The organism is Shewanella donghaensis (genome assembly GCF_007567505.1).
Classification (GTDB): domain Bacteria; phylum Pseudomonadota; class Gammaproteobacteria; order Enterobacterales; family Shewanellaceae; genus Shewanella; species Shewanella donghaensis.
Map to the genome: position 1 here is coordinate 2455115 of NZ_CP041783.1, position 26759 is coordinate 2481873.

At 40.9% G+C, this 26759-nt stretch carries 26 protein-coding genes; 18 read left to right on the forward strand and 8 right to left on the reverse strand.

Annotated features, from left to right (window positions below):
* Together hrpB and FPK91_RS10470 are read right to left on the reverse strand one after the other, a co-directional pair.
* Positions 1-2643: an ATP-dependent helicase HrpB gene (gene hrpB / locus FPK91_RS10465; RefSeq protein WP_193559188.1), complete on the reverse strand. Its 2643-nt coding sequence runs from the start codon at positions 2641-2643 to the stop codon at positions 1-3.
* An 86-nt stretch (positions 2644-2729) separates the two neighbouring features.
* Positions 2730-4973, reverse strand: a complete 2244-nt coding sequence (locus FPK91_RS10470; RefSeq protein WP_227006541.1) for a putative bifunctional diguanylate cyclase/phosphodiesterase — start codon at positions 4971-4973, stop codon at positions 2730-2732.
* Between the two features lie 216 nt (positions 4974-5189).
* Between FPK91_RS10470 and thpR the strand changes: the two genes are divergently transcribed.
* Positions 5190-5741 carry an RNA 2',3'-cyclic phosphodiesterase gene (gene thpR, locus FPK91_RS10475; protein WP_144211150.1) on the forward strand — a complete coding sequence of 184 codons (552 nt, stop codon included), beginning with the start codon at positions 5190-5192 and terminating at the stop codon, positions 5739-5741.
* Between the two features lie 45 nt (positions 5742-5786).
* On the opposite strand, the gene pepB is transcribed toward thpR, so the two are convergent.
* Entirely contained in the window at positions 5787-7061 is a 1275-nt protein-coding gene (gene pepB / locus FPK91_RS10480) for an aminopeptidase PepB (RefSeq protein WP_144211152.1), read from the reverse strand.
* A 179-nt stretch (positions 7062-7240) separates the two neighbouring features.
* Between pepB and sfsA the strand changes: the two genes are divergently transcribed.
* The 8 genes from sfsA to FPK91_RS10520 all read left to right on the forward strand — a co-directional run bounded on the left by sfsA (position 7241) and on the right by FPK91_RS10520 (position 14141).
* Positions 7241-7945, forward strand: a complete 705-nt coding sequence (gene sfsA / locus FPK91_RS10485) for a DNA/RNA nuclease SfsA (RefSeq protein WP_144211154.1) — start codon at positions 7241-7243, stop codon at positions 7943-7945.
* Positions 7946-8062: 117 nt separating this feature from the next.
* The gene (gene dksA / locus FPK91_RS10490; RefSeq protein WP_144211156.1) at positions 8063-8506 is read left to right on the forward strand and encodes an RNA polymerase-binding protein DksA; all 444 of its coding nucleotides are present in this window, start codon (positions 8063-8065) and stop codon (positions 8504-8506) included.
* Between the two features lie 138 nt (positions 8507-8644).
* Positions 8645-9547 carry a tRNA glutamyl-Q(34) synthetase GluQRS gene (gene gluQRS, locus FPK91_RS10495; RefSeq protein ID WP_405127360.1) on the forward strand — a complete coding sequence of 301 codons (903 nt, stop codon included), beginning with the start codon at positions 8645-8647 and terminating at the stop codon, positions 9545-9547.
* A 167-nt stretch (positions 9548-9714) separates the two neighbouring features.
* Entirely contained in the window at positions 9715-11061 is a 1347-nt protein-coding gene (locus tag FPK91_RS10500; protein WP_227006761.1) for a polynucleotide adenylyltransferase PcnB, read from the forward strand.
* Positions 11062-11063: 2 nt separating this feature from the next.
* Positions 11064-11594 (forward strand): 2-amino-4-hydroxy-6-hydroxymethyldihydropteridine diphosphokinase, encoded by a 531-nt coding sequence (gene folK, locus FPK91_RS10505; protein ID WP_144211162.1) that lies wholly within the window; start codon positions 11064-11066, stop codon positions 11592-11594.
* Positions 11595-11660: 66 nt separating this feature from the next.
* Positions 11661-12455 carry a 3-methyl-2-oxobutanoate hydroxymethyltransferase gene (panB, locus tag FPK91_RS10510; RefSeq protein WP_144211164.1) on the forward strand — a complete coding sequence of 265 codons (795 nt, stop codon included), beginning with the start codon at positions 11661-11663 and terminating at the stop codon, positions 12453-12455.
* Positions 12456-12494: 39 nt separating this feature from the next.
* Positions 12495-13340, forward strand: coding sequence for a pantoate--beta-alanine ligase (gene panC / locus FPK91_RS10515; protein ID WP_144211166.1), 846 nt, complete (start codon positions 12495-12497; stop codon positions 13338-13340).
* 327 nt (positions 13341-13667) lie between these two features.
* Positions 13668-14141, forward strand: coding sequence for a DUF4124 domain-containing protein (locus FPK91_RS10520; RefSeq protein WP_144214323.1), 474 nt, complete (start codon positions 13668-13670; stop codon positions 14139-14141).
* Positions 14142-14240: 99 nt separating this feature from the next.
* On the opposite strand, the gene FPK91_RS10525 is transcribed toward FPK91_RS10520, so the two are convergent.
* Positions 14241-14438 carry a YheV family putative zinc ribbon protein gene (locus FPK91_RS10525; RefSeq protein ID WP_144211168.1) on the reverse strand — a complete coding sequence of 66 codons (198 nt, stop codon included), beginning with the start codon at positions 14436-14438 and terminating at the stop codon, positions 14241-14243.
* Between the two features lie 163 nt (positions 14439-14601).
* Here FPK91_RS10525 and FPK91_RS10530 point away from each other — a divergent pair, with 163 nt between their 5' ends.
* Both FPK91_RS10530 and FPK91_RS10535 read left to right on the forward strand, forming a co-directional pair.
* On the forward strand, positions 14602-16512 hold the full coding sequence (locus FPK91_RS10530) for an ABC transporter ATP-binding protein (protein WP_144211169.1): 1911 nt from the start codon (positions 14602-14604) through the stop codon (positions 16510-16512).
* Positions 16513-16614: 102 nt separating this feature from the next.
* On the forward strand, positions 16615-17073 hold the full coding sequence (locus FPK91_RS10535) for a TIGR02444 family protein (protein WP_144211170.1): 459 nt from the start codon (positions 16615-16617) through the stop codon (positions 17071-17073).
* 101 nt (positions 17074-17174) lie between these two features.
* Here the strand turns inward: FPK91_RS10535 and FPK91_RS10540 are convergent, their stop codons facing one another.
* Together FPK91_RS10540 and FPK91_RS10545 are read right to left on the reverse strand one after the other, a co-directional pair.
* On the reverse strand, positions 17175-18770 hold the full coding sequence (locus FPK91_RS10540) for a GMC family oxidoreductase (RefSeq protein WP_144211172.1): 1596 nt from the start codon (positions 18768-18770) through the stop codon (positions 17175-17177).
* Between the two features lie 25 nt (positions 18771-18795).
* A complete protein-coding gene (locus tag FPK91_RS10545; protein WP_144211174.1) occupies positions 18796-19305 on the reverse strand; it encodes a TAT leader-containing periplasmic protein in 510 nt (169 codons plus the stop codon).
* A gap of 98 nt (positions 19306-19403) precedes the next feature.
* Here FPK91_RS10545 and FPK91_RS10550 point away from each other — a divergent pair, with 98 nt between their 5' ends.
* The 3 genes from FPK91_RS10550 (at position 19404) to FPK91_RS10560 (ending at position 21693) form a co-directional block, all read left to right on the forward strand.
* The gene (locus FPK91_RS10550; RefSeq protein ID WP_144211176.1) at positions 19404-20366 is read left to right on the forward strand and encodes a hydrolase; all 963 of its coding nucleotides are present in this window, start codon (positions 19404-19406) and stop codon (positions 20364-20366) included.
* A gap of 3 nt (positions 20367-20369) precedes the next feature.
* The gene (locus tag FPK91_RS10555; RefSeq protein ID WP_144211178.1) at positions 20370-20621 is read left to right on the forward strand and encodes a YheU family protein; all 252 of its coding nucleotides are present in this window, start codon (positions 20370-20372) and stop codon (positions 20619-20621) included.
* Positions 20622-20784: 163 nt separating this feature from the next.
* Positions 20785-21693 (forward strand): phosphoribulokinase, encoded by a 909-nt coding sequence (locus FPK91_RS10560; RefSeq protein WP_144211180.1) that lies wholly within the window; start codon positions 20785-20787, stop codon positions 21691-21693.
* Positions 21694-21935: 242 nt separating this feature from the next.
* Here the strand turns inward: FPK91_RS10560 and FPK91_RS10565 are convergent, their stop codons facing one another.
* Both FPK91_RS10565 and FPK91_RS10570 read right to left on the reverse strand, forming a co-directional pair.
* The gene (locus FPK91_RS10565) at positions 21936-22355 is read right to left on the reverse strand and encodes a hypothetical protein (RefSeq protein ID WP_144211182.1); all 420 of its coding nucleotides are present in this window, start codon (positions 22353-22355) and stop codon (positions 21936-21938) included.
* Between the two features lie 129 nt (positions 22356-22484).
* Complete coding sequence (locus tag FPK91_RS10570; protein WP_144211184.1) at positions 22485-23276, reverse strand: SEL1-like repeat protein; 792 nt, start codon at positions 23274-23276, stop codon at positions 22485-22487.
* Between the two features lie 374 nt (positions 23277-23650).
* Here FPK91_RS10570 and crp point away from each other — a divergent pair, with 374 nt between their 5' ends.
* From crp to FPK91_RS10590, 4 genes are all read left to right on the forward strand, one after another.
* Entirely contained in the window at positions 23651-24286 is a 636-nt protein-coding gene (gene crp, locus FPK91_RS10575; protein ID WP_144211186.1) for a cAMP-activated global transcriptional regulator CRP, read from the forward strand.
* 86 nt (positions 24287-24372) lie between these two features.
* Entirely contained in the window at positions 24373-24717 is a 345-nt protein-coding gene (locus tag FPK91_RS10580) for a PepSY domain-containing protein (protein WP_144211188.1), read from the forward strand.
* Complete coding sequence (locus tag FPK91_RS10585) at positions 24698-25372, forward strand: response regulator (RefSeq protein WP_144211190.1); 675 nt, start codon at positions 24698-24700, stop codon at positions 25370-25372. Before FPK91_RS10580 ends, FPK91_RS10585 begins: the two co-directional genes overlap by 20 nt.
* Positions 25369-26736, forward strand: coding sequence for an ATP-binding protein (locus tag FPK91_RS10590; protein WP_144211193.1), 1368 nt, complete (start codon positions 25369-25371; stop codon positions 26734-26736). Before FPK91_RS10585 ends, FPK91_RS10590 begins: the two co-directional genes overlap by 4 nt.
* The last annotated feature ends 23 nt before the right edge of the window (positions 26737-26759 follow it).

Here is a 26759-nt window from a genome sequence, read left to right on the forward strand (position 1 = left end):
TTAGCTATTTAAGCCTGGTGTCTTCTTTTTAGTAAATTTAGTGGCCGTGGTATTAATGGGATCATCTGGCCATAAATGGCGGGGATAACGGCCACGCATTTCTTTTTTAACCTCAACATAAGGACCTTGCCAAAAACTGGCTAAATCTGCAGTCACTGCAATAGGTCGTTGAGCTGGAGACAATAGTTCCATTGTGACAATCAACTTACCTTGAAGCAGTTTCGGGCTTTCTGATAGACCTAAAGCCTCTTGTAGGCGGACTTTTAATAATGCTCTGCCGGTGACTTTTTTATGATTTATAACTGCATTATCTGTCACTTGGTTATCAGCCACTTCGCTGTCAGTCACTTTATCCGTATCAACGTCACCGCGGTCATCAGACTTAATACTTGCTGCGGTATCGGGTAATAATTGATACTCAATAGGCGCTCTTGTACCTGTCGCCATTTGCCAATGAGTGGGTAATAACTCATTTAACGTTTGTTGTTGCTGCCATGTCAGTTGATTTTTTATATGGCCAAACGTATCCACTTTTTTCAATTTTGCAATCGAATTAACATCGATTAAATAGGGTGCGAGCCAATGCTCCAAGCTTGCTAGCAATGACACATCATCAAGCATTGGCCAATCATATTGAGGTGTAAATTGTTGAGCTAACTGTACTCGGAATTGAAGTTGCTGAAAAGTATCATCAAGGTTAAAAATGCTTAACCCTTTGTCACGGATGTGACTCAATAGCGCTTGCTGGATCAATTTAGCATCCACGTTGGTTTCCATGGCTCGATTAATAATAATCTCACCCACTCTGGTTTGCTTTTCTGCAAAAAAGCGCCCTTTTGTTTCATCCCACTGACAAACTCTTACTTCATTGGTTAGAAATGACAGCTCTTGCTGAAAGTGTTCAGGATTAATCACCGAAGCTAAATAAACTCGTCCTGCCGTGCGACCTTGGGTTTCTTGGAAGTCAGCAACGACCAACCATTGTTGATTAGCCAAAGCATCTTCTGCCTCAATAGTAACCCCCGTGCCATTACTTAGCGCAAAACCTTGTTTGCCACGGGCTTTAGCAATTCTATCGGGATAAGCGAGTGCCAAAAGTAAGCTGATGTCGCGACTTGCGGCATCTCGAGCAACCTGTTTCGCATCCCCTTTAGCGCCGAGCGCCCTTTGCCACTTACTGACTTGCCTTCCCATCAATCCCTGTGTCGCTAAAGAAAGATACTGATTAATATCAGTGCCTTTTTTAGGTAAACCACGCGCTTCTAACACCGCAGCGAGTAAACAAGCCAACAGTACTAAATCACTTTGATTATGGTTTTTGGCAAGCGTTTGCGAGGTGAGTAACATATGCGCTAAACGAGGGTGACAACCAAGTAAATAGGCAGCCTGGCCTTGGGGAGTGATTTTTCCATTATCATCCACCAGCTCAAGTTTTGACAGTAACTGCCAAGCCACTTGCTGATGAATTTGAGGCGGCTTGGTTAATAACGGTAATGACTCAATATCATTGACGCCCCAATAAGCGCAATCAAATGCCATGGATGTTAATTCACTTTGAATAATTTCAGGCGCATCAGCGACCATCATCCGACTTTGCTCTTCTTGACCCCACAGCCTAACGCAACAGCCCTTCTGTAAGCGCCCTGCACGCCCTGCACGTTGAATACTGGATGCTTGGCTAATACGTTTTAATGCTAATCGACTCACGCCTGTGCGCGGGTTAAAGCTCGCTTCACGCTTATAACCACTATCAATCACAATGGTAATACCATCGATGGTTAAACTCGACTCGGCAACGTTGGTCGCAATAACGATTTTTCGATATCCCTTTGGCGCTGGCGAAATGGCTTTATCTTGTTCTGCTGGTGATAAATCACCAAATAACGGACAAATCAAAAATTCACTTTGATTTAGCCGCTGGCTCAGTAGGCGTTGAAGTTGATTAATCTCCCCTTTGCCAGGCAGAAAAACTAACACTGATCCTTGTTGGTATTCATTCGGCACTGTGTCTTTACCGCTGACACTGTCAATCACTACCTGACAAAGATGAGTCAACCATTGCATCTGGCCTATTACGGGTCGATATACGGTTTCAACCGCAAAGCTGCGTCCTTCACTGACTAAGGTGGCAGCGTTAGGCATAAGTTTATCAAGCGGCAAGCCTGATAACGTGGCAGACATCGCAATGATTTTTAAATCTTCACGCAGTGAATCTTGCACTTCTAACGCTAAGGCTAAACCAAGATCTGTCGGTAAATGACGTTCATGGATTTCATCAAAAATAATAACCTCAATGCCATCTAACTCGGGATCCTGTTGGATCATTCGGGTTAGAATGCCTTCGGTAACAATCTCCAAGCGTGTATTGGCACTCACTTTAGTTTCGCCTCTCACCCGATAACCCACTCTGTCACCCACTTTTTCGCCTAATGATTGAGCGATAAAGTGTGCCACGCTTCGCGCAGCAACGCGTCGAGGTTCAAGCATCAGGATTTTACCGCTAATTTGCGGCCATTGAAGCATCGCTAATGGAAGTGCAGTTGATTTACCTGCACCAGTGGGCGCTTCGAGGATAATTTGCGAGTGGTTGCCCAATGCCTGTTGTAACGGCGAAAATAAGGCTTGGATAGGTAATGAGCTCAATGGGGATACTTCAAGGTAGAAAATCTATAATCAGTTTACTCATAAACGATTATTGATGCTATCTATCCACTAAAATTACGTTGATATCAATCCATCTGCCATGGGGTTCTTATCCCTGATGATAAATTTTTCAGTCGTGTTGGTTTGCCAATGGCATAACCCTGGCCGTAATCAACCCCTAACTCTCGCAGCAGCTGACCAATTTTAGTGCTTTCAACAAACTCACCTATCACCTCAAAATCCATATCTTTACCGAGCTGACAAATGGCTGACACAATAGCTTTGTCACTGCGGTCATCACAAACATTCACCACAAACTGGCCATCAATTTTGACATAATCGACATCCAAGCATTTTAGATATGCAAAACTTGAAAAGCCCGAGCCAAAATCATCCAAGGCTAATTTGCAGCCTAGCGGCTGTAATAAGTCGATGAGTGCTGTAGCTTGTTCCAACTGGCTTACCGCAGCGGTTTCAGTAATCTCAAAACACAGCTTTGAGACTAACTCAGGCTCAACCATTAAGCGCATTTCAAGCCAGTTCATAAACTTGCTATCAGATAAGGATACCGCTGATAAATTCACAGACACCATAGATAACTGCTCCCAGATCTCCATATGTCGAGAACCCCATTTAAGCAGGTTATCGATTACCCAGCGGTCAATCCGAGAAGCCAAGTTATAGCGTTCAGCTGCAGGTAAGAAAACGCCAGGCGACACATAACGGCCATCTTCTTGCACCATGCGCAATAAAATCTCTAAGTGGATACCCGACTCTTGCGATTTTAATGGTTCAATTAATTGATAGAATAATTCGAATTGATTCAGTGCTAGAGCAGAAATAATATCAACGGAAGCCAACATTTGATTATAAAGATGATGCATTTGTGGATCGTTTTTACAATAAAAATGCCAGCGATTACGTCCGTCTTCTTTCGCTATACGACAGGCGGCATCAGCTTGGCTCATGACGCTATATATATCTTCAGACTTAACGTCTAATAAAGACATTCCCATACTGACGCTAACATTGTGGGTAATATCACCCCAGATAAATTCATGCTCAGATAACTGCTGGCAAATGCGGTTACCCACTTGCTGGGCTGACTCTTTATCCGCATGAAACATTAGCAAACCAAACTCATCACCGCCTAAACGAGCTACTATATCGCCGGTTCGGAGTAACAAGCTCAACCGTTTAGACACTTGGCAAAGTAATTCATCGCCAGCCTGATGCCCACTGACATCGTTGATGACCTGGAATTGATCTAAATCGATAAACGCGACACACACAGGTAATCGATCTTTATTTTGAATCAGCTCTTCAAGCATTGCTTCAAACTGTACTCGATTTGGTAAGCCAGTTAACGGGTCATAGTTGGATTGAAATGACAGTTCATCAGCTAACCGATAACGTTCGGAGATATCTTCTACCATCATCAACAAACGTTGTTCTATATCTAAAGCACGACAAAAGCTCACTTTGTACCAATGTTTCACACCGGCGACAATGAGCGGAATTTCACACCAAGATTGATGCAAAGCCCCCTCTCTAACAATATGCAGGCAATCATCGAGTAGCATGTGATCTTCTGCGTTAATCAAGCTATAAAGGCTTTGATTAATTTGTAAAGGTAAGCTCTCCTTGGCCACTTGGTTGTAATTACTAATACAATTCTCTGTATCAATTAATGCACATGCCACTGGGAGTTTTTGAAAAAGTTCGAGATATTGAAGTTCTTTGTTTTTAAGCAGCTCTGACACCCGCATCAATTCTGCTTGCGACGCTAACTTTAACCCTGCCTCAGAAAATAAAGAAAAGCAGCAATCATCATCCCCAGTCTGTTCGATATGCCAATCTAATTGATACTTATAAGGAATGAGACACAGACGGGTATTGCCAATATGCGAGACTTTGTTAATTAATAACTTCAACTTGGGAGAAATAGATTGAGTGAAATCCGTTAATTCACTTTTTAGACTAGCGTCAATGACGGTGTTGTCCACTATAGCAATGGTGCCATCGGCATAAAAAAAGCGGCTGTCATTATTTAATAATTGTTCACACAAAATTGGAAATGAGGAAAATGACAAGCTCAACGGTTCGGCTTGTTGGGTGATATTTTCATATACTTTAAGGGTTTGGGCTTGATAGACCCTATCGCTGGCGACATTGGCTGTCGTCTGAGAAAATACAATGATGATGCCATCACTATCAAGTTGATTCTGCAACGAGTCGATCTCAGCCATTACCTCGTCTGAGCATAAAAATTGGTTTAATGCGGCAGATTGCTGATTGCTCCATACCGATTCCAATTCATTATTAATCATTCAATGACTCATTTATCAACGATGTTTCTCTCATTCAGCAATTTCCCTTTCTGGTTAACTGTGTTTTCAATGTTAACCACCTTTATTCGCTATTGCATTAATATTAGATTAAAAACGACAACTTACACGATTTTCTTTAACTAATTCCATGAATAAACTAATCTTACATTTCCACTAAAACCAATTATGAATCTAGCAAGGTATTAAAGCAGTTTTATGTCTAAAAATAGTGATAAACGTATATTCATTGCGATTTCATTGTCAAAGCAAGATACCGACACAATGGTAACACTACAACAAAAATTGCTGCCTGACATTGATGAACAAGCCGTTACGGTTAATAAAAATAATTTACATATCACTACAGCATTTTTAGGGCTAGCAACTGCACGGCAAATCCAACAAATTGATCAATTTATTCAGCAACAACATTTTACTTCATTTGAGCAACCATTAGATCAATGCGCTTGGTGGCCGACGGCAAAAATAGCCTGTATTGAGGGTAAGCCAGTTGTGCAAATTGAAAACATCGCCAACAATTTAAAAAAGATGGCGTCACAATTGGGTCTCTACCAAACTCATCATAGTTACAGGCCACACATCAGCCTTTATCGCTCAGTAAATAAGGTGAATACTGACAGTATTCACCTAGCCTTACCCATAGCGCCTATTTGTATCAGAGCTAATGAGTTAACGCTATATGAATCAATCAATTCGCCTCAAGGAGTGATATACAACCCCCTAAAAATATGGACTCTATCAACTTAAGCGAATAAAAAAGCCGCGATAGCGGCTTTAAGTAAAGTATTACAATTACTGCTCTAACATTGCAGCAATGGTTAATACTCCATGAGCTGTTGCACCCGCACTCCATAATGGCGTGGCAGATGATGCATAAGCACCAGCTAAATCCATATGTAACCAGTTAACGTTAGGGCTAACAAAGCGCCATAAGAAACCAGCCGCATTTGATGCACCACCGGCTCCGCCACCTTTCATTGCTCGGCTATTAGCCGTATCAGCATAGGGTGAAGGACACATATCTTTATGCCAAGCGTCTAACGGTAATGGCCACACATTTTCAGCCACTGTAGCCGCTTTTTGTTGTGCTATTTGCAACGTCTCCATTTGCGGAGAGAAAATCGCATTGTAGCTTGTACCCACGGCCATAACAGCTGCGCCAGTCAATGTAGCTGCGTCAATAATTAACTCAGCACCAGTATCAGAAGCCGCTTGTAGGCCATCAGCTAACACTAAACGACCTTCAGCATCAGTGTTTACCACTTCAACTGTGACGCCATTTTTATAAGTTAGAATGTCACCTAACTTGTATGCATGACCACTGATCAAGTTTTCAGCACAACATAGAAATAATTTAACGCGCTTATTAAGGCCAGCTTTCATTGCTAGACCAAGTGCGGCAGTCACTGTTGCTGCTCCGCCCATATCGCATTTCATATCTAACATGCCTTCTGAAGGCTTAATACTGTAACCGCCTGAATCGAAAGTAATACCTTTACCAACGAGTGCTGTAGACACGGCGGCATCATCAGCTAATGGATTAAAATCTAATACCAACATTGCAGGTGGACGTTCACTACCCCGGCCAACGGCATGTAAACCAATCCACTGTTTTTCAAGTAACTCTTGGCCTTCAATAATCTCGTAACTGACGTTTTCGCCACCAATCGCTTTAAGCCATTTAGCTGCATGTTGCGCAAGAATAACCGGAGACAGCTCTTCAGGTGTTTCATTAACCAGTTTACGCGCAAAGCTTGCTGCTTCAAATCGATGCGTTAAGGTGGTTTGGGTGCTAGCTTCGCCACACCAAAGAACCTCAAAAGCCCCTTTTGCCGTGGTAAACCCTTGAGAGAAAGCCCATTGTGTATCTAGGCTCCATAAGTCACCTTGCAATTGAACCTTATTGACACCTTGACCACGAATTTTTCGAGCAGCCATTTGCACTTGACGTAACTCATCTTGGCCAGATAAATGAATCGATGCTTGTGTACCTTGATAAGTAACATCTGCTTTACCCCAAAGGCTCTGTGGCGCTTCTTTTGTTAGGGTAACTGTCATTATTTCCATTATTATTTCCTTGTTGTGCTTGCGTTGTAACTGATGTAACTAATAAGCTAAGTGTACTGTAAATCGCTAATAGAACGTGATTATTTCAATGCCATTTTGCAATAAAAATTGTTAACAAATAATTTAATGGTATTTATGAGAAATAGTCCATACGCCAAATATTGGAGAACCCCTTTTTAATGGACTTTACCCCGCCCTTACAACAAGGCATTTTACTGAGACGCTACAAGCGCTTTTTGGCCGATGTGCAACTTGAGGATGGCAGTGAGATTACCATTCACTGTCCCAATACTGGCTCAATGAGAAATTGCTTATTTCCAGGTGAAGCGGTGTGGTTTTCAACATCGGATAACCCTAAACGAAAATATCCCAATACTTGGGAGTTAGCCGCCACAACGGATAATCATTTATTAGGTATTAACACTGGCCGCGCTAATACATTAGCTGAAGAAGCGATCAATAACGGCACCATAGCTGAATTAAAGGGCTATTCATTATTAAAGAGAGAAGTAAAATATGGTGAAGAAAATAGCCGAATCGATATTTTACTCAGTGATGAAAATAGACCTTTGTGTTACGTTGAAGTCAAGAGTTGTACATTATTAGAGCAAACAGTAGGCTATTTCCCGGATTCTGTTACCACTAGGGGGCAAAAGCATTTGCGTGAGCTCATGCATATGGCTAGTCTAGGACATAGAGCGGTGTTACTTTTTGTCGTACAACATACTGGCATTAACCTCGTTCAAGCTGCAGAGCATATCGATCCGCAATATGCATTATTACTCAAACAAGCGGCAAAGTGTGGTGTTGAAGTTTTAGCATATAAAACTGAATTATCAGCACAATCAAGTAAAATTACGGCCCCTTGCGAAGTCTTTGTTTAGTTCAAAGAAGTAAAAAATACTAATCAAATAGTTTGCCTCGCCATGGACTTTCTGCTATAGATAGCGGCCATAAATTTACGACGCACATAAATCGCTATTAATTACAGGAGATGCGTTATGCCTGAAGGCACCAAAAAACTTGGCGTACTCGCTATCGCAGGTGTAGAACCTTACCAGGAAAAAGCTGGTGAGGAGTATATGGGTGAGAAGCAACGCGCTCATTTTAAATTGATTCTAGAAGCTTGGCGTAATCAGCTACGTGAAGAAGTAGATCGTACTTTGAACCATATGCAAGATGAAGCAGCTAATTTTCCAGATCCTGTAGATCGTGCAGCTCAAGAAGAAGAGTTTAGCTTAGAGCTTCGAGCACGCGACAGAGAACGTAAACTGATCAAGAAAATTGAAAAGACATTACAAAAAATTGAAGAAGACGATTTCGGCTTCTGTGATTCATGTGGTGTTGAGATCGGTATTCGCCGCTTAGAAGCACGTCCAACAGCTGATCAGTGTATCGACTGTAAGACGCTTGCTGAAATCAAAGAAAAGCAAATGGCTGGCTAATTTAGCTGGGTTATTTTGCAACAGTCAGTGCTATCTAACTTTAAACTTTAGTTAGTATCTGCAATTGGGCGAGATTATTCTCGCCCTTTGTTTATGTTTTTTTTGATATTTATGGGTTTGATTATGTCTAATCAATATATGATTGCCCCTATTTATAAAGGTATCTCGGTGAATTCACCCGCTTATATTGGCCGCTTTGCTCCATCCCCATCAGGACCATTACATTTTGGTTCTCTGATTGCAGCCTTGGGCAGTTATCTTCGCGCAAAACAGCAACAAGGAAAGTGGCTCGTCCGCATTGAAGATATTGATCCACCGCGGGAAGTCGCTGGTGCGAGTAGTGATATCTTAGCCACCTTAGATGCTTATGGCTTGCATTGGGATGATACTGAATTATATCAAAGCCAACGCTTAGCCGTTTATCAGCATCATATTGACCAATTACTGGCACAAGATTTAGCCTATTATTGCCAATGTACCAGAAAACAAATCCAACAAATGGGTGGCGTATACAACAGCCAATGTGGTCAGCTCTCAACAACGTTGGTTAAAGGCGCTATCCGTATTAGAAATACTGCCCAAATCGCTAGTTTTAATGACTTAGTGATGGGGGACCTCAGGGTAATACACAGTTTTGCAGCTGAAGATTTTATCATTAAGCGTAGCGATGGCCTTTACGCCTATCAACTGGCTGTAGTACTTGATGATGCGTTTCAAAAAATTACTGAAGTCGTTAGAGGCTGTGATTTACTCGAAACAAGTTGCCGTCAAATAAGTATGAATAATATTCTGGATTTAATTTCACCCCAGTGGTTACACCTACCACTTGCTTGCACTGAGCCAGGGTTTAAATTATCAAAACAAAATTATGCCAATGCTATTGATATAAAGCGCCCTCAAGCGAGCATTAATGCCGCTTTGGGCTTTCTTGGACAACAAACTGTCGACATTGACGATGTCGACGTCATGCTAAAACAGGCGGGTGAACAATTTAATATAGCTCATATTCCGCAAGTATCTGAGATTCTGATTGAGCAGTGATATACTCATTAGCTCACAATTGGTATATCATAGCCGCCAGATTTTTAACCATTTAATTATGTCGTTCGAGGTGTATTATTTTTCGCCGTATTAGCCAATTCTGCAAACAACTGTTTGAAGACAATAAAACCACTCCTGTCATTGAGCCAGAAAGCCAAGACGACGGCCTGCGTTTGGACATTGTCAGCAGAGATGCCCATACAGTTTCTCGACGCCAATTAAGTGAAAATGCCTTAAAAGTACTTTATAGACTCAGTAAGTCAGGCTACAAAGCTTACCTTGTTGGTGGAGGCGTGCGTGACATCTTATTAGGTATGGAACCTAAAGACTTTGATGTCGTGACTAACGCAACACCAGAAGAAATCAAAAAACTATTCAGAAACTCACGCCTTGTCGGTCGCCGATTTAGATTAGCGCATATCGTATTTGGACGTGACGTTATCGAAGTGGCCACTTTCCGTGGTCATCACGGCGAAAGTAACGACAACATTTCAAAATCTAACGCCGAAGGCCGCTTATTACGTGACAACGTATATGGTGAGATTGACGAAGATGCAGAACGTCGTGATTTTACTATTAATGCGCTTTACTACGACATTAGTGATTATTCAATCCGCAGTTACGGCGGTGGTATCAACGATATTGAAGCGAGAGTCATAAAACTCATTGGCGATCCGGATAAGCGTTACCGTGAAGACCCAGTGCGTATGCTCCGCGCTGTTCGTTTTGCCACTAAACTCGATATGACCATCGAGCCAGTGACAGCTGCCCCAATTAAAGAGCTCGCGCCGTTATTAACAGATATTCCTGCAGCACGTATGTATGAAGAAGTGTTGAAGTTATTCTTTGCTGGTAAAGCACAAGCTAACTACAACATGATGCAGGATTATGGCTTATTTAAACCTTTATTCCCGCAAATTGCGGCATTAATTGAAGAACAACCTGCGGGCAATACCGCTAAAATGCTTGACGCTGTGATGGCCAGTACTGATTTACGTGTTCAACAAGATAAGCCGGTCACACCTGCTTTCTTTTATGCTGCATTATTGTGGTACCCGTTGAAGCAACGTGCTGATGATATCGCATTAGAAAGTGGTCTAAGTCATTATGATGCCCATGTTGCCGCTATGGGTGATGTGATGGAACAACAATGTCGCACCATTAGCATACCTCGTCGTTTCAGTACGCCAGCAAAAGATATTTGGCAGCTGCAGTTACGCTTAGAGCGTAGCCAAGGTACACGAGCATTTAAATTGCTTGAACACCCTAAATTCCGTGCAGCTTACGATTTGTTGTTATTACGTGGTGAAGCAGAAGCTGGCAACATTGGTAAAATAGCAACCTGGTGGAAATCATTTGTAGAAGCAGATGAGACCCAACGTCCTGAAATTGCTAAAAGCAGTAACAGCAAGAGCCCTAGTCGTAATCGTAATGCTAATCAACGCAAACGTAGACGCCCTAGTAAGCCTAAAACTGATTCAACACCGACTTCTAAGCCTGATACCCAAGGTTAGCAATGAGCCATGCACTTTCAATTGCTAGTGCAACTGCTGGCGCAGAAATCACCAAGGCGACAACTGTCTATGTTGCCCTTGGTGCCAACCTTGAAAATCCAAAGCAACAGTTAGATGACGCTGTTGCTGCAATTAGCCAAATAGCGCTAAAGAATACGGTTAATACATCCCCTTATTATCGTTCAGTGCCTATGGGTGATGTCGAGCAACCTGATTATGTTAATGGCGTGGTCAGTTTTAAAACCTCATTATCACCCATCGCTTTACTTGATGCATTGCAAGCAATTGAAAATGATCAAGGCAGAGTAAGAGAATTACGTTGGGGACCTAGAACCTTAGACCTCGATATTCTATTATATGGTAATCAAAAAATAGCATTACCCAGACTGACAGTTCCGCACTATGGTATGAAACAACGTAGTTTCGTTTTAGTGCCTCTCGCTGATATAGCGACTGATTTAGTGTTACCTTGTACCAATAAATTACAACACCTTGTTACTGAAGAAATGCGGGCAGAGTTAATTCAACTTTAGCTACTTGTAACGACAATTCTGACTGCATTTCAATTATTTGAATATGATTTATTTGAAGAGTTTATTATGTCAAAAGTCACTAGCTCAACCCTTATTAAATTCAAAAAAGAAGGTAAGAAATTTACCGCACTAACCGCTTATGATGCTAGCTTTGCCAGTGCATTTGATAGCGAAGGCGTCGATGTACTGCTTGTTGGTGATTCTTTAGGAATGGTTTTACAAGGCCACAGCGATACCCTCCCTGTCACTGTTAATGATATTGCTTACCACACTGCCAGTGTCAGCAGAGGCTGTAAGCGCGCCTTACTTATCGCAGATATGCCTTTCATGAGTTACGCAACGCCAGAACAAACCATGACAAATGCCAGCATTTTGATGCAAGCGGGCGCAACCATGGTAAAACTTGAAGGCGGTGAATGGCTGCTCGATAGTGTCAAAAAGCTTACTGAACGTGGTATTCCTGTTTGTGCTCATTTAGGGTTAACACCGCAATCTGTGCATGTCTTTGGCGGTTTCAAAATCCAAGGTCGTGAAGAAGATAAAGCCCAACGCATGATCGATGATGCGATTGCTTTAGAAGCTGCTGGCGCGCAATTACTTGTGGTTGAATGCATACCAAGCTCTTTAGCGAAAAAAATCTCACAGGCATTAACAATACCTGTCATTGGGATTGGTGCTGGTGCTGATACCGACGGTCAGATCTTGGTCATGCATGACGTTCTAGGTATTTCTAGTGGCTATATTCCAAAATTTTCTAAAAACTATTTGAAGCAAACTGGTGAAATTCGCTCTGCAGTGAAAGCGTATATTGATGAAGTCGCAGATGGCACTTTCCCAACAGCTGAACACTCATTTAATTAATATTATTGGCATTATTTAGAATAGTTTAGGTAAAAGTTGATGATCACCACCGCGAATATTGCTGATATAAGAAAGCAAGTAAAGCAATGGCATATGCAAGGGGAAACCGTTGCTTTTGTGCCTACCATGGGCAATTTGCATTCAGGACACATTACTTTAGTCACTGAAGCACTTAAAAGAGCACATCATGTGGTTGTCTCTATTTTTGTTAACCCAATGCAGTTTGGTCAAAATGAAGATTTAGATGCCTATCCTCGCACTTTACAAGATGACGCTGATGCGTTAGTTAACGCGGGGGCAGAACTGCTGTTTACACCGACACCGGATATCATTTATCCAAAAGGTTTAGATAAGCAAACATTTGTTGAAGTGCCAAAAATTGGCGAAGAGTTTTGTGGTGCTAGCCGTCCAGGACATTTCCGTGGTGTAGCAACAATTGTCTGTAAATTATTTAATATTGTTCAACCTGATGTCGCTGTTTTTGGCCGTAAAGATTATCAACAATTGATGGTTATCAGCGCCATGGTAGAAGATTTATCTTTACCCATAGATATTATTGGTATTGATACGGTTCGGGAGGCTTCAGGTTTAGCAATGAGCTCCAGAAATGGCTTTTTATCTGCTGAACAAAAAGTTAAAGCAACTGCCATTAAACGTGCAATGGATTATATTGCCGAGCAAGTTTGTGCGGGTGATTCAATAACAGAATGCATTGAAAAAGCGCAACAACAACTTGTTGAAGCCGGTTTTACAATGGACTTCTTAGCAGTACGAAACGCCTCTACACTTGCCCTACCCCGCACAAAAGATCGCCACTTAGTCATACTAATTGCCGCCTTTATTGGTAAGACTCGCTTAATCGATAACCTCACTTTCAGTCGTTAAGACATCCGCCATAACAGTTGTGAGACTTAGTCTATGATTCACTAAGCCTCACAAATTTATAGAGAAGTTGAAGACTTATCTATAAAAACTGCTGTCAAAAAACTGGCGTTATTGTTAATATTACGTCATAGTTAACTAGTATATTCGAACATTATTGCCACAACCGACTATAATCAACAACAACCAGTGAAGTTCAATGGATATTGAGCTACTAGCGGTAACCTTCTCATATACACACAACAATAACGTTGAGCGATATTGGATAACAAAAGGATCTGTGGCCGAATGCCAACAAGACTATTACAAATATTCATTTTTGTGTTTTTTATGGGGAGCCAATTTGCCTCTGCGAATACAATCTTCAAATGCATGAAAGACGATAAAGTTGTCTTCAGTCAAACTGTCTGTCCAAAAGAGTATCGTCAGCATAAAATCGAGTATCAACTGGGTATCACGACTGAAGTCGACTCTGATAAAGTCGTGTTAAAAGAAGATCCTTTAAAAGCATTATTAAAGAAAAAAACCATTTCGCAAGAAAAGTTAATCCAATTGCTTGATAGCGAAGTTTACCGATTAAAACAAGAAAGTAGTTATTTTGAAATTCTTCGTGCCAGTGAAATACAAAAACTAGATCGTAATCGTTATTGGCATAAGAAAGAGAAAGATGACCCAGAATATATTGGTGACCTAGAAGAAATTAACCAACGCTTTAATGAGTTAATGAAAAATAATCGCCACGTGATTATTGTCCTCATTGAGCACAAAACAAAAATTCTAAAAGAGAGTGATGAGACAGATTAGTCACTCATATTAAAGGCTATAAATTTAACACTTATAGCCTTTATTTTATCGAAGCTGCCAGCCATGTGAAAATCAGTTAAGCTAGACATCCCCCATTTATTAATCAGGTTTAAACACACCTATCATATTGCCATTGGCTTTCTCAGCGACTTTAGCTTCAGTCTGTTGCTCTTGATAATCGCAGTCAATGCATTCTACTGTTTCAATACCATTTTCTTTAAACAAAACGATACTATCCTGTGTACTGCATTTAGGACATTTTGCCCCTGCAACAAAGCGTTTTTTAATTTTTGCCATAGTGATATTATTTTTCTAATTTAGTTGAGCTGTGCCTGTATGGCTATTTTGCCATGATTTGCAAAGAAGTGCTTCGCTAATCAGACAAATAAAATTTCATTCAGTATTGGTATACGTTATTATCGCTGCACTTTTCGCATTCACTCCAATCAAGTTGCCATTCATGATCAACATCAGCCAAGCTCAACTCATTCGCGGAACCAAAACGTTACTCGATGAAGCCAATCTTACCGTCTATCCAGGACATAAAGTTGGCCTCGTCGGTGCTAATGGCACGGGAAAATCAACACTATTGGCTTTGATCTTAGGTCAACTGCAACTTGATAAAGGCGAGTTTAGCCTGCCAGCGGGTTGGGAAATAGCCACAGTAGCGCAAGAAACACCTGCACTTGATGTGTCAGCACTAGAGTATGTGCTTGATGGTGATACAGAATACCAAGAATTAGAAGCTAAGCTGAATAAAGCACAAGATGAAGATGATGGGCATAATATTGCGCTTATTCACGGAAAAATTGATGCTATTGGTGGCTATGCGATCAAATCACGAGCAGGCTCGCTGCTTGCAGGTCTTGGCTTTAGCGAACCTGACCAACACAATCCGGTGAAGAGTTTTTCAGGTGGTTGGCGCATGCGCCTCAACTTGGCTCAAGCACTGTTATGCCGTTCAGATCTATTGCTACTCGATGAACCCACCAACCATTTAGATTTAGATACCATGTATTGGTTAGAAGGTTGGATTAAAGCATACCAAGGCACACTTATTTTAATCAGCCATGACCGTGATTTTATTGATGGAATTGTGGATGAAATTGTTCATGTAGAACATACCAAGCTTAATTACTACAAAGGTAACTACAGCTCGTTTGAACGTGTGCGTGCTGAACGTATGGCGCAGCAGCAAGTCGCTTATGAACGTCAGCAAAAAGAACGTGCCCATATGCAAACATTTGTTGATCGCTTTAGATATAAAGCCAGTAAAGCCAAGCAAGCACAAAGCCGTTTAAAAGCACTTGAGAGAATGGCTAATTTACTGCCATCTCATGCAGACAGCCCATTTCACATGGCTTTTCGCGAACCTGAAGCCCTGCCTAATCCGTTAGTCACCATGGAAAAGGTTTCTATCGGCTACGATGATAAAACCATTCTAAGCGAAGTCGAACTCAATTTAGTACCGGGCGCACGCATTGGATTACTGGGCCGAAATGGCGCAGGTAAATCAACGTTAATTAAGTTGTTATCCGGACAGTTACAACCTAAAACAGGTCGATACCAACCTAACCCAGGTATGAATATTGGTTACTTTGCTCAGCATCAAATCGAATTCTTAAGTCTGGATGATACCCCTTTACAACATATGGTTCGCCTAGCGCCAAATGCTAAAGAATTAGAACTGCGCAATTTTCTCGGCGGCTTTGGTTTTAATGGTGATATGGCACTTGCCCCTGTAAGGCCTTTTTCTGGTGGAGAGAAAGCACGTTTAGTGCTTGCCTTAGTTGTTTGGCAACGTCCAAATGTATTACTACTTGATGAACCAACCAACCACTTAGATTTAGAAATGCGACATGCACTAACTATGGCATTGCAATCTTTTGAAGGTGCTATGGTGATTGTGTCACATGATAGACATCTTTTACGTTTAAGCTGCAGTGACTATTATCTTGTAGATCAAGGTGCAGTTAAACCTTTTGAAGGTGATTTAGATGATTATCATCAATGGTTATTAGATGCAGCAAAAGCTGCTCAATCTAACGCTAACAAAGATGGTGTAGCCAAACCAACTGTCGATAAAAAGCAGCAAAAACGGTTAGAAGCAGAACTTAGGCAAAAAGTATCACCACTGCGCAAGAAACAAATTAAATTAGAAACTGAACAGCAAAAAATAACAGCAAGATTAGCTGAACTTGAAGTGGAGTTGGCTGATGGGTCACTCTATGAAGCTGAAAATAAAGCTAAAATGACTAAAGTTCTTAATGAAAGAACAACATTAACCCAAGCCATGGATGAAAGTGAAATGACCTGGTTTGAACTACAAGAAGAAATCGAAGTCATAGAACAAGAATTTGATATCAGTTAATTCCTCGCTATCGTTATTTCGATGATGCCGTAAGTTGTCGCTATGAGTTTGCGGTCAGTGCGTTTAAGAGATTGATACACGGCAAGGAAGAGGAATAAATTAGTGCAGCAGTTTAATTCATTGATTTGGCGAGATTGTGAAAGCCTATATGCTAGCAATCCAACCAGTTATATAAGCATTCAGGACGATTACCAAGTTAATGTTAATTTATTACTGCTAGCCCAATACCTTGACCAGCAAGCTTACCCTTTAGCGCTTGCACAATGGGAAACGCTAGCTGCAACAATTGAAGACTGGGATAGTAAAGTCGTCAGCCCATATCGTAAACTTCGCCGCTTAGCTAAGTCCCGTTTACTGCCAGACGAATATCAGAAAATGCTCGATATAGAGCTGATGATGGAACGAAAAACCCAACAAATGCTACAAAAAAAGTTAAATAAGTTTGAGTTAGAAAATAATAAGGTCGAGCTAATTTCGACAACTAAAAACTATAATGCTGATAGTTATTTGTGTTTATTTGGCATCAATACTGACTTTTTTACTGCCTTACAATCTAGCTGAACCATTTCTAACAATAGTAAAAACCAGCCTATTCGTTCATACCTAAATAGACTGGTTTCATCAGACTTCCACTTTATGACTTTCACTTTATAGCTTTAGATTTACAACTTAATGCTTGGCTTTAAACGTTGTGCCAATAACGTCGCATTTCGTGCCACTATGCCGTATATCGACAATTGCGGGTTAGCGCCAAGACTGGTTGGAAACATTGAACCATCCATCACCGATAAGTTTTCAAAGTAATGTGAATTACCTTCGCTATCAATCATTGATTGAGTCTTATCTTCGCCCATCGCACAGCCGCCCATAACATGTGCTGAAGCCACAATGGTTTTTAATAAACCTATGTCCATATTCGCAATAGTTTCTTTGGCTTGTAGCCAGTTAAGCTGCTTAGCAACACCGTCATTCATAGGGACAACTTCTTTAGCACCAGCGGCAAACTGTAATTCCGCCATGGTAGCAAAAGCTCTTCTTGCGGTATCCCAAAAAGGCTTCTCCAGCGGATAATCTAATGCAAAACCTGAATCCGTTAAGCGAACTTGTCCGCCTCGAGATTGCTCAGAATAACCATCACGCACTAACGCAATCATTACCTGCAAGTTATTAAAGTGAGTCATCAGATCAGCATGGGATCTGCCATAGCCAATGGTTTTTGAGGCAATTAACACCGGATGAATCGGAGGGACTTCAAGCTTATAACCAAGCTCTCCAGCAGCGCCATCTTTCCAAACAAACTCATCAGAATAAATCGACTGAGGAGCACCACTATGACCATCTATTTGTTTATCAAAAATACTGCCTGACAATAGTGTTGGATGTAGGAAAGTTTTACCTAATTGCTTATGGGGATCGGGGGTTTTTGCACGCATTAGAATGGCAGGTGTGTGAATAGCTCCTGCACTTAAAATATAATGTTTCGCTTTAAAAGTAAGGCTTGCTGCAGTGCCAGAAGCTACCTGAGCAGTGGCAGTTAAGCCAACAACTTTATCGCCTTTGTGCTGTAAATCCGTTACTTTGGCATTCGATATTAATCTTGCACCTTGCTCTAGAGCGCTGGGTATTGTTGTCACCAACATCGATTGCTTGGCGTTTACAGGACAACCCATTCCACAGTAACCCGTATTCCAGCAGCCTTTAACATTACGTTTAATAACCGTATGTTCCCAGCCCAGTTTTTGACAACCTTCTTGCAGCGCAGCATTATTTCTATTGGGTGGATATTGCCACTCACTGATATTCAGTCTGGCTTCCATTTTTTCAAACCAGGGTAATAGAATTTCTGAGGATAACCCTTTTACTGACTTTTCTTGTGCCCAAAAAGCGAGTGCATTATCAGGTGTTCGAATGGAGGTTGTCCAATTGACCGTAGTAGAACCACCAACACTTTTGCCTTGGAAAATACCAATGCCTTTATCTGAGGTTTTCATACCGGCGGCTTGTTGGTACAAATCAGGGTAGGCGCGGCGCTCTTCCATATTAAAATCACTCGAAGACTTAAGTGCACCGCCTTCAACCATAATCACAGAAAGACCTGCTTCAGTGAGAATTTCTGCGGCAGTACCGCCACCAGCACCTGTACCTACAATCACCACATCAGCTTCAAAATGCTGATCACTTTCAAGCGTACTGGCATCAATGTGCTGCCAACCTGCTTTTAATCCTGCTGTAATAGGATCGATAATATTATTGGCCACTGAATAACTCCTAAATACGGTCTAATTAACTAATGTCATCATCAAGAAAAGTCGGTTTGGCGTAATGTAAGCGCCCCCAATGTTCTGGGCACGAGTAGTAACTGGCCATGATTAATTCACGCAAGCCTAAATAAGCCGTTTGCATCATTTCAAGAAAGTGGTATCGCCACTTTTCCAGCATCGTGGCTAACTCCGCAGGAGAACGCAGCATTAAGGGCGTGATACTACTGGTTAGAATTAACAAACCAATACGGCTTTCGAGCATATTTAACAGTTGCTCAAGTTCTTGTTTTTGATCTTCGGGTAATACACTGATCGTCTGGTTAATGGCGATAATAGTGCGATTCAAAAACGCATCACGATAATTGGTCACATCAGGCAAGGCATCTTGCATAAATACGGGGATCAACACGCTGAATAACAAACGATGAGTATCATCTGGGTGTTCGTTGATTTCAGGCGTGTATAAACTCACTCCTAATGCCAACGCGGCAGTGCCTGTAAAGGCGCCAGTCAAAAAGGTTCTTCGTTTCATTGTTATCCCTTGCTGCAAACTTCTATGATAAAGTGGTCGCTAACAGCATTTAAACACACGTTTGAATATTAACAAACTATTGCATAAAAAATACCCTTATGAAAAAGATTTTCACACCACCGTGGTGGGCAGTAAGTCCTCATATTCAAACGATTTTACCTGTTTTTTTTAAAGTGGCCAAACCAGATATTGATCGACTAAGACAAGAGCTTCCTGATGGTGATTTCATTGATTTAGACTGGTTAGGCACACCTAAAAACGGTCAATCAATTCTTGTTATCCTCCATGGACTTGAAGGCAGTAGCGACTCTCATTACGTCAGAAGAATGTTGCAAACCGCTAAAGAAAATAACCTTTGCGCCGTGGTTCATCACCACCGAGGATGTTCAGGGGAGCCCAATCGCCTAGCAAGAAGTTACCATAGTGGTGATACGGACGACATTCGCTTCACTCTCACTCAATTGCACGCGCAATTCCCAGAATCACCACTTTATGCTGTCGGATACAGCCTGGGTGGCAATGTGCTGGCTAAATATCAAGGTGAAGAAGGCGATAACAGTTTACTCACTAAAACCATTATTGTGTCAGCACCATTATGGTTAGCCGCTTGCGCTAAAAAGCTAGAAAAAGGCTTCTCGACGGTTTATCAGCAACATTTGATTAAGCAGCTGCAAGCCAAAATGCAGCAAAAAGTGGCACAACAGAATTTAGTCGAAAAAATGCCAATATCAAAGGATAAAATTGAGCAATTATCGACATTTTATTTGTTTGACGATCACATCACGGCCCCTTTGCATGGCTTTATCGATGTAAACGATTACTATCAAAAAGCCAGTGGCAAACCTTATTTAAAAGCGGTAGGAAAATCGACACTGGTGATCCATGCTCAGGACGATCCTTTCATGACTGATGATGTCATCCCTGCTGCGGTAGAATTGTCTGAACATGTAGAATACGAACTGCACCCTAATGGTGGGCATGTCGGCTTTATTTCTGGCGGCTTACCTTGGAAACCTCGTTTTTATCTTGAATCTAGAATCATCCATTTTATAAAGAGTTAACTTATGCTTATTCCTTACGATGCTTTATTACAGTTACCTCAGGACACATTAAACAATTTAATTAAAGAGTATTTATTCACTCAAGTTGAAGATGGTTCTTTTGGGCAATTAGATAACCAGCAATTACAAAATGCCATCGACCAATGTAAACAAGCCCTTAAACAAGGCGAACTCAAAGTCGAATTTAGCGAGGAAGATGAATCAATTGCGATTAGGCAAAAAGATCACCTTGCTTATCCGACTCATAATGATTAACGCTCATTCTCACACTGCATGATTGACCTAAACCAATTCAGGCCGTATAAATAGAGTCTGTTTTTCTTCAAGTTTAAACATGTGAATGTGAAAGACTAGTCGATCATAAATGCTAAAAATTCTTCGCTATTAACTTCTTCACGTTTTGATCTAGGTAGGATAAATGTCAATTAAACATCCCATAATTGCTGTTACAGGCTCATCTGGAGCAGGTACAACAACAACGACAACTGCATTTACTCATATCTTTCGCCAACTTGGTATTAATGCCGCTTTTATCGAAGGTGACAGTTTTCATAATTTCACCCGTGCAGAAATGGAAGTCTTAATCCGTAAATCTCAGGCAGATAATAACAACCTCAGTTATTTCGGCCCTGAAGCCAATAATTTTGTAAAACTTGAAGAATGTTTCCAAAGCTATGGAGAAACAGGCCAAGGTCAAACCCGTAAATACCTGCATACTTTCGATGAAGCTGTGCCGTTTAACCAAATGCCAGGCACATTCACACAATGGCACCCATTGCCTGAACAAACCGACATACTGTATTACGAGGGCTTGCATGGCGGTGTGGTAACAGAAGATGCCGACGTTGCTCAACATGTGGACTTACTGATTGGTATGGTACCTATTGTCAATTTGGAGTGGATTCAAAAGATTATTCGTGACACTTCAGATAGAGGACATAGCCGCGAAAAAGTAATGGGCTCAATTGTCCGTAGTATGGATGACTACATCAAACATATGACACCACAGTTTTCTCGTACTCACATCAATTTTCAACGAGTGCCAACAGTAGATACATCAAATCCATTTAGTGCTAAAGATATTCCAAGTTTGGATGAAAGTTTTGTCGTTATTCGCTTTAGGGGAATTAATAACGTCGACTTCCCTTATTACCTCAGCATGATTGATGGGGCGTTTATGTCTCGAGTTAATACACTCGTGGTACCAGGCGGGAAAATGTCTCTCGCAATGGAGTTAATCTTAACGCCGTTAATTAAAGACATAATCCAGAAAAAAGCAACGGCAACCGAGTTAGATAACAAAACAGGTAACGACACTGATATTTAGACATCAGAATAAGGCTTCAATAAAACTGCTTACTTAAGTTTGATTTAAGCCTGTGGCCTTATGATCCCAACCATCGGGATTTCAGGCGAAAGAACGATAGTTGATGTGCTCATGGGTGTTAATTCCCCCATTTTTATCTGTTAGCGCACTTGGGCATATCAGCAAACTACCTTTTGAAACTTTATTAAATAATACCGCTTAGGCACTCTTCTCTATACTCGCACACTCAATTTGCACAATGGCTAATTCAAAGATACCAGTAACACTTTAATTTGGCCTCTAACTTCATCAATCTGTCCCACTATTTCTATACTTGACGCTTCGATTTCATTCATGTTCTGCCATTGTTCTGACCACGTTACGGTTAACTTCCCTGCCTCTGATTTAACCTGTTCATTTGCTAAGGTACTTAAATCTTCAATCAGCCCGACTTTAACCCAGCCGACTCTTGGGTTACCTAGCTCAGTATCGTTATCATAATGGGCTGCATAGACTAATTGCTGTAACTGGGCTAATTCTAATAACATTTCAAAACAAGCAGTTCTGACATTGCTATTATGCTCTGTCACTTCCATCCGCCAAACATTATAAGAAAAACCTAACAGTGAAAACAGTAAACTGAAAATAACTGCTAGTTGATAAATTTGTAATTTTTTATTCATCACATTGACCTTTTGATTGCAATATAATCTGTAATAAACTTATGTTAATCATAGCCATGAATTAGAAATTTAACTTTTTTAGACACAAAAAAACGGCCATTAGGCCGTTTCAATTTAAGCAAAGAGTCATTAATTCATTAATGGAATGATTTCACGATAGGCTCTACCTTGCTGGTATTGTTCAAGGCGCTGAATAAACTCATCGCTTTGGGCGACTTCTGGATTTTGTTTTAACGCCTCTATCGCTTTTTCTTGCGTATCTACAGCTAATCCAAACTCACCGAGCTCAGCATAAGCCGCTGCAAGGTTGTCTAAATTAGTTGGATCATTAGAATTGTTTTCAAGTAACTGCAATGCAAGTTCTACAGCCCGTGAGCCATCTCGATATTCTTCTTCTGGGCAAGTAGCCAAAATCCATGCGACATTACCTAGTGCGATAGCATCGCCAACTTTAGTGAATTGCTCTAACGCCTTACCGCAATTACGGACAATGCCATCACCACCAGCAGAGTAGATAAAGCCTAAGCGGAAATGCGCTCGCTGATCGCCTTGCTTAGCCAATGTTTGATACCATTTTTCGGCCACAGCGAGATCGCGAGGAAGCATTTTCCCTTCAAATGATAAATCAGCTAAGGTTTGCTGCGCTTTAACATGATCTTGTGCGGCCGCTTGCTCTAGCCAATAAATTCCTTGATCAATATCTTGGTCTACAAATCGTCCCGCAAGGCTCATTAAACCAAGCAAAAACTGTGCGTCGGTATTACCTTCTGCTGCACGAAGTTGAATGTGCACCAACTTTGTCGCCGCTTGTGACTCAAGCGAAACCGGTATCGAAAAAGCATGAACGGGTGCACTAACACTCGTAAGTACGCCTAATGAACAAGCTAAACCGAGGCTTAATAGTTTCTGTGAATATTTCAAATCGACCTCAACCACATAGACTCTACTTTTATAATTAAATTAACAATAACCAGCAATTGTCATTTTTACAATAAACGAATTAGCTTTAATCATGAGAAATAGTTCATCTAAAGTGATAATAACGATATAAAACACTAAATCTTTTGTGTTTTAAGCGAATAACTACTTGCCAAATAAAATCGACACTACTAAATTAGATTGGCATGATTATCTAAAGTAGCAAAAATAAATTTTAAATTAATAAGTTAATACAATGCCTGTCGGGTTTTCTTAATGTTAAACTCGATCTTCATCAAAGTTTTGAGACATTAACTCAAGTACAATTACTTTATTAGATAGTCCTTACTTTCATTTTATCAATCGAGGAAATACGCATGGCTCTGATTGGCAAGCCTAAACCTGATCCAACTTTGGAATGGTTTCTTTCACACTGTCACATCCATAAATACCCAGCTAAGAGCACCTTGATACACGCAGGTGAAGAATCTGATACTTTGTACTACATCGTCAAAGGTTCTGTGGCTGTATTGATTAAAGATGAAGAAGGAAAAGAAATGATCCTTTCTTACCTTAATCAAGGTGACTTCATTGGTGAACTTGGCTTATTCGAAGAGCAAGCTGAACGTACAGCTTGGGTTCGCGCTAAGCAACCTTGTGAAATCGCTGAAATTTCTTACAAGAAATTCAAGCAACTTATTCAGGTTAACCCTGAAATCCTAATGAAGTTAACAGCACAAATGGCTTACCGCTTACACAGCACTAGCCAAAAAGTGGGTGATTTAGCTTTCTTAGACGTTGCAGGACGTATTGCACAAACATTATTACATCTCGCTAAACAGCCTGATGCGATGACTCACCCAGATGGCATGCAAATTAAGATTACTCGTCAAGAGATTGGTCAAATTGTAGGTTGTTCACGTGAAACCGTTGGCCGTATTTTGAAAATGCTTGAAGAACAAAGCCTGATTCAAGCGCACGGTAAAACTATAGTGGTATATGGCACTCGTTAATTTAAGCTTCAGCTTGATTTAAGGGTGATTAATTAAAGTGATAATTAGAAATTCTAATTATCACTTTTTTTATGGGAGTCTTTCCGATGAGGTTGCTGACAGCTTTATCTATCAGTTTACTGGCATTGACTCTAAGCCAACAAACTTATGCAATCACCCCTGAACTACCCCATGACGAAGTTCAGAAGTTAGTCACATCTGGTAGCATTCGATCACTTGATTATTCACTCACTTTACTTGCACAATACTGTGATGGTGAATTAATTGATGCCAGCCTCTATCAAGAGGATGATAAATGGCGTTATGATTTACAATTAAAGCTAGATAAAGGGCATGTCATCCATTTATTCCTTGATGCGACTAATGGGATGCCAGAATCAATCGATCAACTACCAAGTGAATGCCGAATAAATGAAACTGCTACTCGTTGAAGATAATACCCTCTTAGTTGCTGAGCTCGAAAAACAACTCAAACAGGCTGGTTACGTCACTGACGTAACGGATAAAGCTGTTGAAGCTGATTACCTAATCAAAGAAACCCAATATGACTGTGTCATTTTAGATATTGGCTTGCCTGATGGTAATGGATTGACTTTAGTGCAGTCATGGCGCGAAAAAGGCATAGATACTCCTGTCATTATGCTTACTGCACGCAGTCAATGGCACGAGAAGGTCGAAGGCTTTAATGCTGGAGCAGATGACTACCTTGCAAAGCCTTTCCACGCACAAGAGCTTTTAGCGCGCATACAAGCACTGATTCATCGTGCCCATGGACGTCTTAATACTTCATCTAAACAACTCAGCTATGGCGGTATCACCCTTGATGAGTCTGAACAGTGCGTCCATATTGGTGAAAATCTTTTTGAATTAACGGCGATGGAATTTAGGCTGTTAAAGATATTCTTAATGTCGCCGAAAAAGTTACTGTCTAAAGCGCAGTTGACCGATAAGCTTTATCAGTTTGATGACGAAAAAGAATCTAATGTAGTTGAAGTCTATGTCACCCATTTACGCAAAAAATTGGGTAAAACCGCCATCGAAACGCGCCGAGGCCAAGGGTATATCTTTCACGGCATCGTTGAATGATATCAATCCGCAGTAAGCTCAGCTTATGGCTGAGTGGTTTAGTGATCATTGCCACAGTCATCGGCCTCATTTTATTTGAGTCGATGCTGCGACAAGCGTTTCACGATTCTATTATCAACAGACTTGAAGAAGATTTAGAACACATCATTATCGCCAGTCATATTGACGCTGGTGAAATCGTTATCGATCAAAATGAATTATCTAGCTTCTATAAACCTGCCTATTCTGGCCGTTATTTTCAAATAAATTCGGAAAATCAAATCATTCGTTCACGATCCTTATGGGATGTGCAACTCGATATTGAACGATTGGAATATAATCAAACCCGAGTTTGGCAGGCAAAAGGCCCTAAAAATAATGATATGCAATTATTGTCTATTGGCGTGGGCTCCAATAATAACGGAAAAGTGGCAACACTAACTGTTGCACAAGATTTGAGTATTGGCCGGCGAGTATTTAGCGAAATTTTTGGCACTAAACTGGCCATAAATATTGCCATGCTTATCGCCATGATCTGCGGTATTTTTATCATCTTACGTCAGTCTTTTAAGCCCGTAAAACATATTCAAGATTCGTTAGCTAAGCTGCGTCAAGGTGAAATTGGAGCACTAGAAACAACCCAAATTCCAGTTGAAATTAAACCACTCGCAGAAACCTATAACGAGCTATTAGATTACACCGCCAATCAGATTGAACGCAGTCGCAATAATCTTGGCAATTTAAGCCATGGATTAAAAACACCGCTAGCGGTAATGCAGCAACAGGTAGAAGTGCTAGGGTTATCAAATCCAGAAGCGGCTGAAGCCATGCAGCAGCAACTAGACCTTATCCGTAAGATGATTGAGCGTAAGCTCACCGCAGCGAGAATCACTGGCGATATGTTGCCTGCCGCTCAAATGGTCGTGCCGAGAGATTTTGAATCACTAATCAGTACATTGAATAAAGTGCATCATAATAAAGATATCAACTGCACTATCGATGCAGCAGACAATATCAGTCGTCTACCTATTCATCGTGAAGACGGTATGGAGTTATTTGGTAATTTATTAGATAACGCCTACAAATGGGCCCATTCAACCGTCAGCGTTAACATTTCCCAGCAAGAACACTCTACATCACTGTGCATTGCAGATGATGGCCCTGGTGTAAATGACGATCAAATCAGCCAACTAACGAATCGAGGCAAAAGACTCGATGAAGCTGTTATAGGTCATGGCTTGGGTCTATCAATTGTAAAAGAAATAGTGGAGCAGTACGGCTATCAACTGCAATTTAGCCGCAGTGATGAGCTTAAAGGGTTGCATGTTTGTATTAAGTTTCCCATTCCTAATAGCAAAATCACAGACGATAATGCAAAAAAGTAATTGATAACCGCTCGAGTTTTATG

Bases quoted from the DNA above. Each gene is read 5' to 3' on its own strand.
- FPK91_RS10470 (WP_227006541.1), bottom strand. From the start codon at position 4,973: ATGATTAATAATGAATTGGAATCGGTATGGAGCAATCAGCAATCTGCC.
- thpR (WP_144211150.1), top strand. From the start codon at position 5,190: ATGTCTAAAAATAGTGATAAACGTATATTCATTGCGATTTCATTGTCA.
- pepB (WP_144211152.1), bottom strand. From the start codon at position 7,061: ATGGAAATAATGACAGTTACCCTAACAAAAGAAGCGCCACAGAGCCTT.
- sfsA (WP_144211154.1), top strand. From the start codon at position 7,241: ATGGACTTTACCCCGCCCTTACAACAAGGCATTTTACTGAGACGCTAC.
- dksA (WP_144211156.1), top strand. From the start codon at position 8,063: ATGCCTGAAGGCACCAAAAAACTTGGCGTACTCGCTATCGCAGGTGTA.
- gluQRS (WP_405127360.1), top strand. From the start codon at position 8,645: ATGATTGCCCCTATTTATAAAGGTATCTCGGTGAATTCACCCGCTTAT.
- folK (WP_144211162.1), top strand. From the start codon at position 11,064: ATGAGCCATGCACTTTCAATTGCTAGTGCAACTGCTGGCGCAGAAATC.
- panB (WP_144211164.1), top strand. From the start codon at position 11,661: ATGTCAAAAGTCACTAGCTCAACCCTTATTAAATTCAAAAAAGAAGGT.
- panC (WP_144211166.1), top strand. From the start codon at position 12,495: ATGATCACCACCGCGAATATTGCTGATATAAGAAAGCAAGTAAAGCAA.
- FPK91_RS10520 (WP_144214323.1), top strand. From the start codon at position 13,668: ATGGGGAGCCAATTTGCCTCTGCGAATACAATCTTCAAATGCATGAAA.
- FPK91_RS10525 (WP_144211168.1), bottom strand. From the start codon at position 14,438: ATGGCAAAAATTAAAAAACGCTTTGTTGCAGGGGCAAAATGTCCTAAA.
- FPK91_RS10530 (WP_144211169.1), top strand. From the start codon at position 14,602: ATGATCAACATCAGCCAAGCTCAACTCATTCGCGGAACCAAAACGTTA.
- FPK91_RS10545 (WP_144211174.1), bottom strand. From the start codon at position 19,305: ATGAAACGAAGAACCTTTTTGACTGGCGCCTTTACAGGCACTGCCGCG.
- FPK91_RS10550 (WP_144211176.1), top strand. From the start codon at position 19,404: ATGAAAAAGATTTTCACACCACCGTGGTGGGCAGTAAGTCCTCATATT.
- FPK91_RS10555 (WP_144211178.1), top strand. From the start codon at position 20,370: ATGCTTATTCCTTACGATGCTTTATTACAGTTACCTCAGGACACATTA.
- FPK91_RS10560 (WP_144211180.1), top strand. From the start codon at position 20,785: ATGTCAATTAAACATCCCATAATTGCTGTTACAGGCTCATCTGGAGCA.
- FPK91_RS10565 (WP_144211182.1), bottom strand. From the start codon at position 22,355: ATGAATAAAAAATTACAAATTTATCAACTAGCAGTTATTTTCAGTTTA.
- crp (WP_144211186.1), top strand. From the start codon at position 23,651: ATGGCTCTGATTGGCAAGCCTAAACCTGATCCAACTTTGGAATGGTTT.
- FPK91_RS10580 (WP_144211188.1), top strand. From the start codon at position 24,373: ATGAGGTTGCTGACAGCTTTATCTATCAGTTTACTGGCATTGACTCTA.
- FPK91_RS10585 (WP_144211190.1), top strand. From the start codon at position 24,698: ATGAAACTGCTACTCGTTGAAGATAATACCCTCTTAGTTGCTGAGCTC.
- FPK91_RS10590 (WP_144211193.1), top strand. From the start codon at position 25,369: ATGATATCAATCCGCAGTAAGCTCAGCTTATGGCTGAGTGGTTTAGTG.